Here is a 14,231-nt window from a genome sequence, read left to right on the forward strand (position 1 = left end):
GATGATCGGATTGACAGGCGACGCGGTTTTAGTGACAGCAGCAACCTGAACCGCCGCAGCCAGGCTTTTTCTTCGAGCCTTCGCAATGATCTTCTGTCTTCACGCTGGCCGGGTAGCCGGCGTCCTTCAGTGCCGACAGAAGAACATCGCTTTCGACATTCCCGGTGACCTTGACTCGACCGGACGCTAAATCGACGTTGACCTCACCCACTCCAGCGAGCGGTTGCAGTGCAGCGGTGATGTGTTTGACGCAGCTACCGCAGCTCATGCCTTCAACTTGCAGTTCAGTGCCGTTCATTGCGTAAACCTCTTTGAGCGTGAGTAGCGGGCAGTGCCTGCCAGCGCTGTGATGATGTGAGGTGATGTTTGGCCTTGCCACGATGGCAAGGTCAAGCGCGGTTCTCGGGAGGCTATTGCCCCATCGGCATCTTCATCATGCTCGATTGCTGATCCATCATTTTCATCATCATGTCCATCATCTGGTTCGAGCGGTCCTGGCCACCGGCCATGCCTTTGCCCATCCCCATGCCTTGGCAATGGCCGTGCATCATGCCCATGCCGCCGCGCATCGCGTCCATGCCTTCCTGCATGGCGATCTGACGTTCAGCCGGGGTTTTGGCAGCGGCCATTTTATCGTGGGCGGCCTGCATTTTTTGCATCTGCTCGCTCAACGCCTTGTCTTGCGGGGTGGCGGTGGCCGATGCGGTTGGCGAGGTGTTGGCGGGCGGTTCATCCGCCGCCAAAGCGATCAACGGGCTGCTGATGAGCAGTGCGGCGACGAGTGATGTGAAGTGCTTGTGCATGGCCGTGTACCCTGACGGAGGAAGTGTTCTGAGCTTATTCCCCGGCGAGTGGCTGCCATTGATTCATATCAAACGATGCCATTTTGATTACTGGCGTTTAGTGGCCTGTTCTGACGACGCCACGGTGCCGCTCCCACAATTAATGTAGGAAGAAGACTTCAGCCAACGCTGATCCGGGTAGTAGGAAAACAGCAGTTGCCCATCTTTCATCGAGTCGATCAGCCGATGGGCAATCGCCGGCCTGACCGCCGGGCAACCCAGGCTTCTGCCGATGCGGCCGTTGGCGCGTGCCAGGACCGGGCTGACGTACGGTGCGCCATGAATGACGATTGCTCGCTCGAACGCGTTATCGTTGAAGCCTGGCTCCAGGCCTTCCATGCGTAATGAGTAACCGTTCGAGCCGAGGTAGCTTTCTTGCGTACGGAACAGGCCCAAGCTAGTGGCGTAACTTTCATTCTGGTTAGAGAATTGGGTGGCCATGTTTTCGCCGCTGTTGCGGCCGTGGGCGACGAGTTCGTGAAAGAGCAGTTTGCGTTTTTTCAGATCGAACACCCACAGGCGTTGTTCGGTCGAAGGCAGTGAGTAATCAATCACTGCCAGTCTCTGCGCCGGGGCTGCGCCTTGGGCGCGGGTGCATTGAGTGGCGCGTACCGCCAGGGCGATGACTTTGGCATTGGCATTTGGCGCGGCTTTGGCCAGAGCGATTTCAAGTGAATCAGCGTAGGCTGCTGGCAGGAAAGCCGACGTCAACAGCAGGGCTGTGAGCGGGAGGCCAAAGCGATGTAGCGCCATAAGTCAGTCTCATCAGGAATAGTTCGAGTCTAGCAGCGAATAGGACGCTAGCCTTTTGATTTGCAGGAGATTAAGGATTATCCATGGGGCAATTAACAAGGTTATTCGTCATAAGCCGCGTATTTTTTATGGTCTTTCTGATCAGCGGCACGGCACTCGGTGAAACTTCGGCAATCATGCCGGAAACTCCGCCAATCGTGGTTCAGGGCGCCGGGCCCAATGATGTCGTTGGCCAAGCCATACAAGCGGTGCTCGAACCCCTGCAATCGGCCTTTCCTCCGTTGCTCACTGCGCGCAGGCATCAGCGGCTGGATATCAATCGGGTCGTCCTGGATTTCTATTCCCATCGCAACTATCGCGCGGCGTGGACGGATGGGCGCGATGTCGCCCAGTTGCTGAAGAGCCTCAACGACACGCAAATCGACGGTCTGGTCCCGCAGGATTTCCGGATTGCCGAACTGGAGCAGGCACGACTGGCGTTGCAGGCTACCGCGCCGACCCCCGCGCAATCGGCGGCGTTCGACCTGGCGGCAACCCGTACTTACATTACGGCGCTACTGCAGTTGCGCCGCGGTAAAGTCGACCCGTCACGGCTGGACTTCCACTGGAACTTCGACCCCGTCGGTGTCGATCCTCGCGAGGACATGAACAGCTTCTTCGCCGCACTCGATGCCCACGATGTCGCCCGGGCCTTCGCCCAGGCGCCGCCGCAGGAAACGGTTTATCGCAACATGCGTGAAAGCCTGGCGCAGCTGCGCAAGGTTCGGGACGCTGGCGGTTGGCCGAAAGTGGCCGAAGGGCAGTCGCTCAAACCCGGCATGGACGGTGTGGCGGTCGCACAGTTGCGTGCCCGTTTGGTGGCCGCGGGCTACCTGGCCCCGGCCAAGGGCAAGCGAAGCGACTACGACGACAGTGTCATTGCCGCTGTGAAGAAGTATCAGACTGAACAGTACCTGGGCGCCGATGGCGTGGCGGGGAAGACGACGCTGGAGGCATTGAATGTGCCTGTTGAAGCGCGGATCGATCAGGTCCGGGTGAACATGGAGCGGGCGCGTTGGTTGCTCTACAAGCTGCAGGGCACCTTTGTGGTCGTCGACATCGCCGGGTACAAGGTCGCGCTGTACCGCGATGGCCAGCCGATCTGGCGCTCACGGGTACAAGTCGGAAAGCCGTTTCGCAGTACGCCGGTGTTTCAGTCCGAGATTACCTACGTGACGTTCAACCCGACCTGGACCGTGCCGCCGACGATTCTGGTCCAGGATATGTTGCCCAAGATTCAACAGAATCCCGGCTACCTGGCCGCCAACCGGATCCGCGTGCTCGATCGCCAGGGCAATGTGCTCGAACCGTCAACCGTCGACTGGTCCAGCGCAAAGGGCCTGACCTTGCGCCAGGATGCCGGCCCCGAGAACTCGCTCGGGCAGGTGGTGATTCGTTTCCCCAACGACTACGCCATTTACCTGCACGACACGCCGCACCGAGAGCTGTTTGCCAGGTCCGTGCGAGCCACCAGTTCCGGATGCATTCGGGTGGAAAACCCGCTGCAACTGGTCGAGTTGCTGTTCAACGACCCGGTGCGCTGGAATAGCGAAGGCATTCAAAAGCAGTTGGCCAATGGACGAACCGAAAACATCATGCTGCCGGTCAAGGTGCCGGTGCTGTTGGCTTACTGGACCGTCGACCTGAGCAAGGATGGCCGGGTGACCTTCAAACCTGACGTCTATGGCTATGACTCCCCGGTACTGCGAGAGTTGAACCTGCCCACGAAGCTGCCAGCCCTGGAGTTGCCCCGAACGGAAACGGCGTTGGTGGTGACTGAACAAAGCAAGCAGTGAGCGGATGTTGGGCCGGTAGGGGCCGGCGTGCCGGCGAAGGCGCTCTCAATGACGCTTTCGCCGGCACGCCGGACGCCGATGAAAAGCGATGACCCGCTACAGTTCCAGCCCTTGTTGCACCACCGACAGCAGTCCGTTTTCAGTCAAGGCCACCGCATCCGCTTGTTGTGCGGCTTGCTCGACGACTTGAAGCCACCAGTGGGTTTCACCGTGTTCGTCAAGGGTGCGCAACAGTGCCATTTCGTTGCTATCACAGTGGATCTCGACACGCCCGTCGCCATCTTCCGTGAAACGGGCGACGGGGTCGAAGGTCATGCTGTGGTCATTGCCGGTGATCACCAACTGGTCGATGGCATAGTCGTACGTCTCGCCATCGGGGTGGCGCTCGAACACGTGCGTGGGATTGCGTCGCAGGGTCAAACCGGCCTCTATCAAGGGCTGCAGCCAGGTCTCGATGCGGTGATACAGCTCGTAGACCTGGCCCGGCCAGCTGTCGATGACCTGATCAGCGCTGGTATGCCAAGTGTGTTTGAGCTTTGCGGCGAGTTCGTCTGCCTTGGTCATTTCGATTCCCTGTCTTGATGTATGACTAATCGTAGCTCCTCCCGGGGGATGCAGCTTTTGTCTTGGGTCATGTCCGCGTCACCACCGGGCAAGTGGTTGCCATTTATCCCCGATAAACCCGTAGACTGCGCGCACAAAAATGAGGGGGTTTTGGGCCGGTGTCCATGCATTGCCCCTATAGGATGATTTTTTGCTCTTACGCCCAGATGATCCGCATCACGCCCCCAGCGTTGCATCGAAACGCCTGCCGTTGCGCAAGGCTGCGGTGCTTTTCATCGCCGCCGTGTGTCTGTGCCTGTGTGGTTTGCTTTACCTGCAACTGGAGCAGTCCCGCAGCCATGACCTGCGCCAGGCCCAGATCGCTTCGTCGAACCTGACGCGAGCCATGGCGCAGCAGGCTGAAGATACGTTCATGAAGGCCGATCTGGTGCTCACCAGTCTGGTGGACTGGATTCAAATCGACGGGTTTGGCCCGCCCCAGCGACCTGGCCTGCAGAAAACCTTTGCCCGACGCGTGCAGGCGCTGAATCAATTGCACGGCATCTTTCTGTTCGATCAGAAAGGGCAGTGGGTGGTGACTTCGTTCGACAATATGCCTCGCGGTTCTGGTGTCGCGGATCGCGAGTACTTCAAGTTCCATCAGCAAAATGTGTCGACCGTGGCGCACATCGGCCCGGCGATTCGCAGCCGGGAAAACGGGGAGTGGATCATTCCGATTTCCAGGCGGGTGAACGACAAGAACGGTCAGTTCCAGGGCGTGTTGATGGCCGGGATCAAAATGTCGTACTTCGACCAGTTCTTCAAAAGCTTCAGCATCGACGACAACGGCTCGATGTTCCTCGGGTTGACCGATGGAACGTTGTTGGCACGCCGGCCCTTCATCGAGTCGAAGATCGGCACGTCGTTGGCCAGGAGCGAGGTCTTCGAGAAATTCCTGCCCCGGGCGCCCTCCGGCAGTGCCATGTCGACTTCGTTGGTGGACGGCGTTGTCCGCTTGTTTGGCTACCGACAATTGGAGGCTTATCCACTGGTGGTCTCGGCGGCTTCGTCGAAGGATACGATTCTTGCGGGGTGGTACGAAACCGCGTTTCGTTCCTGCCTCATCGTTGCTCTGGTCATGCTCGGTGTGGGGGTGTTCGGTTGGGTGTTCATTCGCCAGGTGCGCGTCGGCGAGCGTGTCGAGGCGGATCTGCGCAAGGCCCAGGAAGCGCTGGAGCTGATTGCCACCCATGACAGCCTGACCGGCCTGGGCAATCGCCGCTTGTTCGAGCGTGCGCTGGACATCGAGTTCGGGCGTGGCGCCAGGCAGCAGAGTGCGCTGAGCCTGATCATGATCGATATCGATTTTTTCAAGCGCTACAACGACACCTATGGTCATGTGGTCGGTGATCACTGCCTGGCCCAGGTGGCGCGATCGGTGAAAAATTGCTGCCATCGCAAGGCCGATCTGGCGGTGCGGTATGGTGGTGAAGAGTTTGCCGTGCTGCTGCCCGACACGGACATCCACGGCGCCATGACCATTGCCGAACATATTCGCCGCAGCGTCATGGACAAAAACATCAAGCACAGCGGATCGCCTACCGGTTACGTGACGGTCAGCCTCGGTTGTTACTCATTTGTGCCGACGGGGCACGACAGCATGGAAGTGTTCATCCAGCGGGCCGATGCGGCGCTCTATCAGGCCAAGCATTCGGGGCGCAATCGCTCGGCGGTGCTGTCGATGGAGGGCGGTGTCGAGGTGTTGGCACGTTCGGATCGTTGAAGTCCGCCCGTGGCTGTTTCTACCCTGCAGCACATTGAGCAACCGATTGTCTGCCTGTCAGATCTCGTTCATTTGATCGTCTAGAGTTCGGTTAGCTTCGCCGAGCCCGGAATAGGGCTACGCATCTGTTACGCCGTATGCGCGCCAGCCAGCGCAACCACTGCGAGCCATCAGGGTCACAATCAGGACACCCTTGGTAACAGGACTGATGGCCATGAAAAAGTTGCGAATCGCGACGTTCAACGTCAACGGCATGCGCGCCCGGTTGCCGAACCTGCTGGCCTGGCTCGAACGTGAGCAACCGGACATCGCCTGTTTGCAGGAACTCAAGTCGGTGGACAGTATGTTCCCCGCCGCTGAGCTGGAGGCCATCGGTTACGGTGCCGTCTGGCAGGGGCAGACCGCGTGGAACGGCGTGGCGATTCTGGCGCGGGATGCGCAGCCCCTGGAGAGCCGGCGAGGCTTGCCGGGCGATGACGGCGATAGCCAGAGCCGGTACCTGGAAGCCGCCGTTCACGGCGTGCTGGTGGGCTGCCTGTACTTGCCTAACGGCAACCCGCAGCCGGGGCCGAAGTTCGACTACAAGCTGGCGTGGTTCGAGCGCCTGATTACCTATGCCAGGGACCTTCAGCGCAGCGAGCATCCGGTGGTGCTCGCCGGTGACTACAACGTGGTGCCGACTGACCTGGACATCTACAACCCGCGTTCGTGGCTCAAGGATGCGCTGCTGCAACCCGAGAGCCGCGAGTGTTATCAGCGCCTTCTGGATCAGGGCTGGACCGACGCCTTGCGATACCTGTATCCGCAGGATCGGCTCTACACCTTTTGGGATTATTTTCGCCAACACTGGCAGAAGAATTCAGGTCTGCGCATCGACCACTTGCTGCTCAATCCGGCCTTGAGCCCTTATCTGCAGGCGGCTGGCGTCGATGCCTGGGTGCGCAACGAAGCCCACGCCAGCGACCACGCACCGACCTGGATTCAACTGGATTCGCGCAAACGTCGTTGACATTAGGAGTGGGGGCGATTGGTTAATTCAATTGTCGGCCACGGCGGTTCTTCCCTTATACATAGCGCCCATCGGCGGAACGATCCGCAACCTGCGTGCATAAGGACTGAACAATGAGCGAGCCACGCCTGACCGATCTCGCGTTATACCTGCGACGCCTGGGTTTCGGCGCGCCCCCGGCGCCGACCCTGGAAACCCTGCGACAACTGCAATTGCGCCATACCGGCGTGTTCCCGTTTGAAAACCTGACCACGTTATCCGGCGAACCCGTGCTGATCGAGTTGCCTTCGGTAGAGAAGAAAGTCCTGCACGGGGGGCGAGGCGGGTACTGCTATGAGCTCAACAATCTGTACCTGGCCTTGCTGCAATCGCTCGGATTCGAGGCGCGAGGGATCAGCGGCCGCGTGGTCATGGGCCAGCCCGAAGGCGCGTGGACAGCCCGCACTCACCGCTTGAGCCTGGTCACCCTGGACGGCGCACGCTACATCAGCGACGTCGGTTTCGGCGGCATGGTGCCCACCGCACCGTTGTTGCTCGATACTGCCGATGAACAACCCACGCCGCATGAGTCTTATCGCATCGAGCAACACGTCGATGGCTACACCCTGAGCGCCAGGGTCGCGGACGAATGGCGAGCGATGTACATCTTCGACCTGCAGCGCCAGGAGGACATCGATTACGCCGTGGGCAACTGGTATGTCTCGACCCACCCTGAATCACCGTTCGCCAGGCAACTGATGGTGGCGCGGACCGGGGAGGGGTGGCGGCGTACACTCAACAACGGCAGTTTTGCGATTCATCGCGTGGGGCTTGATAGCGAGCGTCGGCAAGTGGCCGATGTACAGGCGTTGATCGGCTTGCTGGAGAGCGAGTTCGACATACGTGTACCGGCCCATGCGACGTTGATGCGCACACTTGAACGATTGATAGTGCCGCAATAGCAAGAACATCGTGCACACAAAAAAGGGGCGAATTGGATAATTCTGCCCCTTTTTCGCACTTTTCCGGGGCTCGCTTCACGCTCGGTCTCCTTGTGATATTCACTGACCGCTTTGAGCGCGCCTTTCCCAGAGTGTTCAGACCCTGCAACGATTGTTTTGCCTATAAACACAAGCGGGTATGGATGATGGTCGCCCGGAATTCGAAAGACGGGTGAGCGCAGGATCGACGGCCTGTGCGGATATATTCCGTGGTTTTTTAGAAGGTTGCACACACTGGCACACAGGCTGCATGGATAACCGTTCATAATTTGACTGGCTAGTTGTATACAATTCTATAGACAGTTGTCCTGAGTCTTGAATACAGTGTGCGCATAACAAAAACCAGGGAACCCCCTAACATGAAAACGCCCCATGTTTCACACCAACGGCCTGAAGATGAGAATCTCGGGGTCGGCGCGAATATGGCTTACGGCCTGCAACATGTTCTGACCATGTACGGCGGCATCGTCGCGGTGCCTTTGATCATCGGTCAGGCAGCCGGGCTTTCGCCGGCGGACATAGGTTTGTTGATTGCTGCTTCATTGTTTGCGGGGGGGCTGGCCACGTTGCTGCAAACCCTGGGTCTACCGTTTTTCGGCTGTCAGTTGCCGCTGGTACAGGGCGTGTCATTCTCGGGTGTCGCAACCATGGTGGCGATTGTCAGTAGCGGCGGCGAGGGCGGGTTTCAGTCAATTCTGGGAGCGGTGATTGCGGCATCCCTGATTGGTTTGCTGATCACGCCGGTGTTCTCTCGAATCACCAAGTTCTTCCCGCCGCTGGTCACTGGCATCGTGATTACCACCATTGGCCTGACGCTGATGCCGGTGGCGGCGCGCTGGGCCATGGGCGGTAACAGCCATTCGCCCGAATTTGGCAGCATGGCCAACATTGGCCTGGCCGCTGTGACGCTGGTGCTGGTGCTGTTTCTGAGCAAGATTGGAAGCGCGACCATCTCCCGTTTGTCGATCCTGCTGGCCATGGTCATCGGTACGATCGTCGCGGTGGTGCTCGGCATGGCGGATTTCTCGTCCGTGACCCAGGGCCCGATGTTCGGTTTTCCTGCGCCGTTCCATTTCGGCATGCCGACTTTTCACTTCGCAGCGATCCTGTCGATGTGCATTGTGGTGATGGTGACCCTGGTTGAAACCTCGGCCGATATCCTGGCCGTCGGTGAAATTATCGGCACCAAGGTTGATTCCAAGCGCCTGGGGAACGGTCTGCGTGCCGACATGCTGTCGAGCATGATCGCGCCGATTTTTGGCTCATTCACCCAAAGCGCCTTTGCCCAGAACGTCGGGCTGGTGGCGGTGACCGGAATCAAGAGCCGCTTTGTCGTGGCCACGGGTGGGCTGTTCCTGGTGATCCTCGGCCTGCTGCCGTTCATGGGGCGTGTCATCGCCGCGGTGCCGACCTCCGTGCTGGGTGGTGCTGGTATCGTGTTGTTCGGCACGGTGGCCGCCAGCGGTATCCGTACGCTGTCTAAGGTCGACTACCGCAACAACGTCAACCTGATCATCGTCGCCACCTCCATCGGCTTCGGCATGATCCCCATCGCTGCGCCGAACTTCTACGATCACTTCCCAAGTTGGTTCGCCACCATTTTCCACTCCGGCATCAGTTCCTCGGCGATCATGGCCATCGTGCTGAACCTGACGTTCAATCACCTCACCGCCGGCAACTCCGACCAGCAGTCAGTATTTGCCGCAGGGACCGAGCGGGTGCTGCGTTATCAGGATCTGGCGGCGTTGCGCGAAGGGGATTACTTCAGTGACGGCAAGCTGCATGACTGCGATGGCAAGGAGATTCCGGTGGTGGAGCCCGACCATGGACATGGAGAGCCGCGGGCGATGCATGCGAAAAGTAGCGAGCATGTCTGACACGTTCCGCGAATGAAAAGAGCCGATCTGTTGAATAGACAGATCGGCTTTTTCTTTGTGGATCAAAAAAACGCAGCCACAAAAAAGCCCCTGATCTTTCGATTCAGGGGCTTCTTGATGTTGCTGTCTGGCTCCACGACCTGGACTCGAACCAGGGACCCAGTGATTAACAGTCACTTGCTCTACCAACTGAGCTATCGCGGAATGGCGCCTATGTTACTGATTCAAAAAGAGAAGTCAAGCGCCTGATAGAAAAATGATGAATTCGTCGGGACGGACGGTGGTTTATCGGTGATTGGCGGTTACCAGAACCACAGCAGAGGACTACCATGGCCGCCCGGAAGTGGTTACACGCGCTACCGGCCATTCGCCGAAAAGGTACGCGCCATGAATCACCCTAGCATCTCACCCCGTCAAAACGGGGTGCTCACATGAGCATTGCTCAGATCAGTCTGCCCAAGGGCGTCGGTCCGCACGCCGAAAAACTGTTCGATGCGATCACCCAGGCCAGCAGCGCCGACGAATTGAACCGCGCCGGCGGCAAGGCCGAAGGTTTTGTCCTCGGCCTGGAAAGCACCAAGGCGATCAAGAGTCAGGTCGCTGAATCGCTGTACGTCGCCTACGATGACGCCGCCAGCCAGCGAGCAACCGAACTGGCCTAGCCGCCGAAAGTGAAGGTGCCGAGCATCAGCTTGGCATAAAGCGCTGTGGCGCCCAGTTGCACCAGCCACAGCGCCAGGCCGCCGAGGAATACGCCGGCGGCGACTTGCATCACCAGGTTGTTGCCGCGTTTGGCCGGGGCGCGGGGGACGAATTCATCCAGGTCATCGCGGTCAGCGCGTAGGTCATCGTTTTTCATGTGGGGTCTCGTCGAATCTCGGGTGGGCATCAAACCTTTAGGGGCGAGCCGGGTGAAGTTTAGAGGGCTGGGCCTCTGCTTTGAGAATTATCTGCGACAAATAAAAAACGGGAAGCCAAAAGGCTTCCCGTTTTTCGTATCAGCGCGCGATTCAGATCACCTGAACAATGGCATCCGTCACGACATTGATGTTGCTCTGGTTCAGCGCAGCCACGCAGATGCGGCCCGTGTCGAGGGCATAGATGCCGAACTCATTGCGCAGACGATGAACCTGCTCAACGCTCAGGCCGGAGTACGAGAACATGCCGCGCTGACGACCAACGAAGCTGAAATCGCGCTGCGGTGCGTTTTTCGCCAGCAGTTCGACCATCTGGGTGCGCATGCCGCGAATCCGCAGGCGCATTTCGGCCAGTTCCGCTTCCCATTGGGCGCGCAGTTCCGGGCTGTTCAGTACGGCGGCGACGATGCTTGCACCGTGGGTCGGCGGGTTGGAGTAGTTGGTGCGGATGACGCGTTTGACCTGCGACAGTACGCGCGCGCTTTCTTCTTTCGATTCGCTGACGATCGACAGGGCGCCAACGCGCTCGCCGTACAGCGAGAAGGATTTGGAGAACGAGCTGGAGACGAAGAAGGTCAGGCCCGATTCAGCGAACAAGCGTACAGCGGCGGCATCTTCGTCGATGCCATCGCCAAAGCCCTGGTAAGCCATGTCGAGGAACGGCACGTGACCTTTGGCTTTCACCACTTCCAGCACGTTTTTCCAGTCCGCCGGGCTCAGGTCTACGCCGGTCGGGTTGTGGCAGCAGGCGTGCAGCACAATGATCGAGCCGTTTGGCAGCGCGTTCAGGTCTTCCAGCAGGCCGACGCGGTTCACGTCATGGGTCGCGGCGTCGTAGTAGCGGTAGTTCTGTACCGGGAAACCGGCGGTTTCAAACAGCGCTCGGTGGTTTTCCCAGCTCGGGTCGCTGATGGCCACGACGGCGTTCGGCAGCAGTTGCTTGAGGAAGTCAGCACCGATTTTCAGTGCGCCAGTACCGCCAACGGCCTGGGTGGTGATGACGCGGCCAGCGGCGATCAGTGGCGAATCGTTACCGAACAGCAGTTTTTGCACGGCCTGGTCGTAGGCGGCGATGCCGTCGATTGGCAGGTAGCCACGAGAGGCGTGTTGAGCGACGCGAATGGTTTCGGCTTCGACAACGGCGCGCAGGAGTGGAATTTTCCCCTCCTCGTTGCAGTAAACACCGACTCCCAGGTTGACCTTGTTGGTACGGGTATCGGCGTTGAATGCTTCGTTGAGGCCCAGGATTGGATCGCGTGGTGCCATTTCGACAGCGGAGAACAGGCTCATTTTTGCGGCGGCTCTGAATGGAGAGTGGAGGGACGTGTCGCGCTCCAGCCGAATGCACTAGAGCGGTGCACAAACGGGGAGCTAGTATAGAGGCCATCGGCGATTGATGGCGACAGACGATTCCGCTTTTACGGTAAGTTTTTCCGATTATTTTCCGACCGTTAGTCGATTGGCATCGTCAAAGACTTCGAGGGATGTAGGACGTTTGCCTTGAAAGCGAGTGCAATCGGCTCCACATTGAGCACAATCCAGTTTTTTCCTCGGGCGACGTGCGTCGTTTGTGGCCTTTTTCGTTCCTGCCAGTTTGACTGTGCAGGCGCGAATTCCTGCACCGAGAACCGAGAGGTACTACATGTCTGAATTTCAGCTAGTCACCCGTTTTCAGCCCGCCGGCGATCAGCCGGAAGCCATCCGCCTGATGGTCGAGGGTATCGAAGCCGGGTTGGCGCACCAGACGTTGCTCGGTGTGACCGGCTCGGGCAAGACCTTCAGTATCGCCAACGTCATCGCCCAGGTGCAGCGCCCGACCCTGGTACTGGCGCCAAACAAGACCCTGGCCGCGCAGTTGTACGGAGAGTTCAAGGCGTTCTTCCCGAACAACGCCGTGGAGTATTTCGTTTCCTACTACGACTACTATCAGCCTGAAGCCTATGTGCCGTCGTCCGACACCTTCATCGAGAAAGACGCGTCGATCAACGACCACATTGAGCAGATGCGGCTGTCGGCAACCAAGGCGCTGCTGGAGCGCAAGGACGCGATCATCGTCACCACGGTGTCGTGTATCTATGGCTTGGGCAGTCCGGAAACCTATTTGAAGATGGTGTTGCACGTGGATCGCGGCGACAAGCTCGATCAACGGGAATTGCTGCGGCGTCTGGCCGACCTGCAATACACCCGCAACGACATGGAGTTCGCCCGTGCGACCTTCCGTGTGCGCGGCGATGTGATAGATATCCACCCGGCCGAGTCCGACTTCGAAGCGATCCGCATCGAGCTGTTCGATGATGAAGTGGAAAGCCTGTCGGCCTTCGACCCGCTGACCGGTGAAGTCATCCGCAAGCTGCCGCGCTTCACCTTCTACCCCAAAAGCCACTACGTGACGCCACGGGAAACCCTGATGGGCGCCGTTGAAGGGATCAAGGTCGAATTGAAGGAGCGCCTGGAATACCTGCGTTCCAACAACAAACTGGTGGAAGCCCAGCGTCTGGAGCAGCGCACCCGTTTCGATCTGGAGATGATCCTCGAACTGGGCTACTGCAACGGCATCGAAAACTACTCGCGCTATCTGTCCGGCCGTGAGGCTGGCGCGCCGCCGCCGACCCTTTACGACTACCTGCCGGCCGACGCCTTGTTGGTGATCGACGAGTCCCACGTCAGCGTGCCGCAGGTCGGCGCGATGTACAAAGGTGACCGCTCGCGCAAGGAAACCCTGGTCGAGTACGGCTTCCGTCTACCGTCTGCGCTGGACAACCGGCCAATGCGTTTTGACGAATGGGAAAGCATCAGCCCGCAGACGATTTTTGTCTCGGCAACCCCGGGCAACTATGAGGCCGAGCACGCCGGGCGCGTGATTGACATGGTGGTGCGTCCGACCGGGCTGGTGGATCCGCAAATCGAGATCCGCCCGGCACTGACCCAGGTCGACGACTTGCTGTCGGAAATCACCAAGCGCGTCGCCGTCGAGGAGCGAGTGCTGGTCACTACGCTGACCAAGCGCATGGCCGAAGACCTGACCGACTACCTGGCCGACCACGGCGTGCGCGTACGCTATTTGCACTCGGACATCGACACCGTGGAGCGAGTCGAGATCATCCGCGATCTGCGCCTCGGCACTTTTGACGTACTGGTGGGGATCAACCTGTTGCGCGAAGGCCTGGACATGCCGGAAGTGTCGCTGGTGGCGATTCTTGATGCGGACAAGGAAGGCTTTCTGCGCTCCGAACGCTCGCTGATCCAGACCATCGGCCGGGCGGCGCGTAACCTCAATGGCCGGGCGATTCTCTATGCCGATCGCATCACCGGCTCCATGGAGCGCGCGATCGGTGAAACCGAGCGCCGTCGCGACAAGCAGATCGCCTTCAACCTGGCCAATGGCATTACGCCCAAGGGCGTGTTCAAGGATGTGGCCGACATCATGGAAGGCGCCACCGTGCCGGGCTCGCGCAGCAAGAAACGCAAAGGCATGGCCAAGGCCGCCGAGGAAAATGCCCGATACGAAGCCGAGTTGCGGTCGCCGGGTGAGATTGCCAAGCGGATCAAGGCGCTGGAAGAGAAGATGTACCAGCTGGCACGTGATCTGGAATTCGAAGCCGCAGCACAGATGCGTGACGAGATTGCCAAGTTGCGCGAGCGGTTGATTACAGTCTGATGGCGTGTGGCGAGGGGGCAGCCCCTCGCCACAG

General features: G+C 59.2%; 13 protein-coding genes and 1 tRNA gene. 7 read left to right on the forward strand and 7 right to left on the reverse strand.

The window, feature by feature from the left end; genetic code table 11:
- Positions 1-28: 28 nt before the first annotated feature.
- From ACX3YD_RS09000 to ACX3YD_RS09010, 3 genes are all read right to left on the reverse strand, one after another.
- Entirely contained in the window at positions 29-298 is a 270-nt protein-coding gene (locus ACX3YD_RS09000) for a heavy-metal-associated domain-containing protein (protein WP_458959719.1), read from the reverse strand.
- A 112-nt stretch (positions 299-410) separates the two neighbouring features.
- Complete coding sequence (locus ACX3YD_RS09005; RefSeq protein WP_103402690.1) at positions 411-803, reverse strand: hypothetical protein; 393 nt, start codon at positions 801-803, stop codon at positions 411-413.
- Between the two features lie 87 nt (positions 804-890).
- Positions 891-1,595, reverse strand: a complete 705-nt coding sequence (locus tag ACX3YD_RS09010; protein WP_103402691.1) for a murein L,D-transpeptidase catalytic domain family protein — start codon at positions 1,593-1,595, stop codon at positions 891-893.
- A gap of 83 nt (positions 1,596-1,678) precedes the next feature.
- On the opposite strand from ACX3YD_RS09010, the gene ACX3YD_RS09015 reads away from it, so the two are divergent.
- Positions 1,679-3,430 carry a L,D-transpeptidase family protein gene (locus tag ACX3YD_RS09015; RefSeq protein ID WP_458959720.1) on the forward strand — a complete coding sequence of 584 codons (1,752 nt, stop codon included), beginning with the start codon at positions 1,679-1,681 and terminating at the stop codon, positions 3,428-3,430.
- Positions 3,431-3,526: 96 nt separating this feature from the next.
- Here ACX3YD_RS09015 and ACX3YD_RS09020 read toward each other — a convergent pair whose 3' ends face one another.
- Positions 3,527-3,994 (reverse strand): hypothetical protein, encoded by a 468-nt coding sequence (locus ACX3YD_RS09020; protein ID WP_458959721.1) that lies wholly within the window; start codon positions 3,992-3,994, stop codon positions 3,527-3,529.
- Positions 3,995-4,184: 190 nt separating this feature from the next.
- On the opposite strand from ACX3YD_RS09020, the gene ACX3YD_RS09025 reads away from it, so the two are divergent.
- The 4 genes from ACX3YD_RS09025 to ACX3YD_RS09040 all read left to right on the forward strand — a co-directional run bounded on the left by ACX3YD_RS09025 (position 4,185) and on the right by ACX3YD_RS09040 (position 9,622).
- Complete coding sequence (locus ACX3YD_RS09025; RefSeq protein ID WP_256590089.1) at positions 4,185-5,756, forward strand: sensor domain-containing diguanylate cyclase; 1,572 nt, start codon at positions 4,185-4,187, stop codon at positions 5,754-5,756.
- 214 nt (positions 5,757-5,970) lie between these two features.
- Positions 5,971-6,765 (forward strand): exodeoxyribonuclease III, encoded by a 795-nt coding sequence (gene xth / locus ACX3YD_RS09030; RefSeq protein ID WP_103402695.1) that lies wholly within the window; start codon positions 5,971-5,973, stop codon positions 6,763-6,765.
- Positions 6,766-6,878: 113 nt separating this feature from the next.
- Entirely contained in the window at positions 6,879-7,706 is an 828-nt protein-coding gene (locus ACX3YD_RS09035; protein WP_458959722.1) for an arylamine N-acetyltransferase family protein, read from the forward strand.
- A gap of 398 nt (positions 7,707-8,104) precedes the next feature.
- Positions 8,105-9,622 (forward strand): nucleobase:cation symporter-2 family protein, encoded by a 1,518-nt coding sequence (locus tag ACX3YD_RS09040; protein WP_090463710.1) that lies wholly within the window; start codon positions 8,105-8,107, stop codon positions 9,620-9,622.
- 128 nt (positions 9,623-9,750) lie between these two features.
- Here ACX3YD_RS09040 and ACX3YD_RS09045 read toward each other — a convergent pair.
- Positions 9,751-9,826 (reverse strand) — tRNA-Asn (locus tag ACX3YD_RS09045).
- Between the two features lie 227 nt (positions 9,827-10,053).
- Between ACX3YD_RS09045 and ACX3YD_RS09050 the strand changes: the two genes are divergently transcribed.
- Positions 10,054-10,284, forward strand: a complete 231-nt coding sequence (locus ACX3YD_RS09050; RefSeq protein ID WP_020795513.1) for a hypothetical protein — start codon at positions 10,054-10,056, stop codon at positions 10,282-10,284.
- Here ACX3YD_RS09050 and ACX3YD_RS09055 read toward each other — a convergent pair.
- Together ACX3YD_RS09055 and ACX3YD_RS09060 are read right to left on the reverse strand one after the other, a co-directional pair.
- On the reverse strand, positions 10,281-10,481 hold the full coding sequence (locus ACX3YD_RS09055; protein WP_458959723.1) for a hypothetical protein: 201 nt from the start codon (positions 10,479-10,481) through the stop codon (positions 10,281-10,283). The two genes, ACX3YD_RS09050 and ACX3YD_RS09055, sit on opposite strands and share 4 nt — an antisense overlap.
- A gap of 151 nt (positions 10,482-10,632) precedes the next feature.
- Complete coding sequence (locus ACX3YD_RS09060) at positions 10,633-11,829, reverse strand: amino acid aminotransferase (protein ID WP_458959724.1); 1,197 nt, start codon at positions 11,827-11,829, stop codon at positions 10,633-10,635.
- Between the two features lie 352 nt (positions 11,830-12,181).
- On the opposite strand from ACX3YD_RS09060, the gene uvrB reads away from it, so the two are divergent.
- Complete coding sequence (gene uvrB, locus ACX3YD_RS09065) at positions 12,182-14,197, forward strand: excinuclease ABC subunit UvrB (RefSeq protein ID WP_458959725.1); 2,016 nt, start codon at positions 12,182-12,184, stop codon at positions 14,195-14,197.
- Positions 14,198-14,231 lie beyond the last annotated feature (34 nt).

It is taken from the genome of Pseudomonas fluorescens group sp. PF-1 (assembly GCF_054481335.1).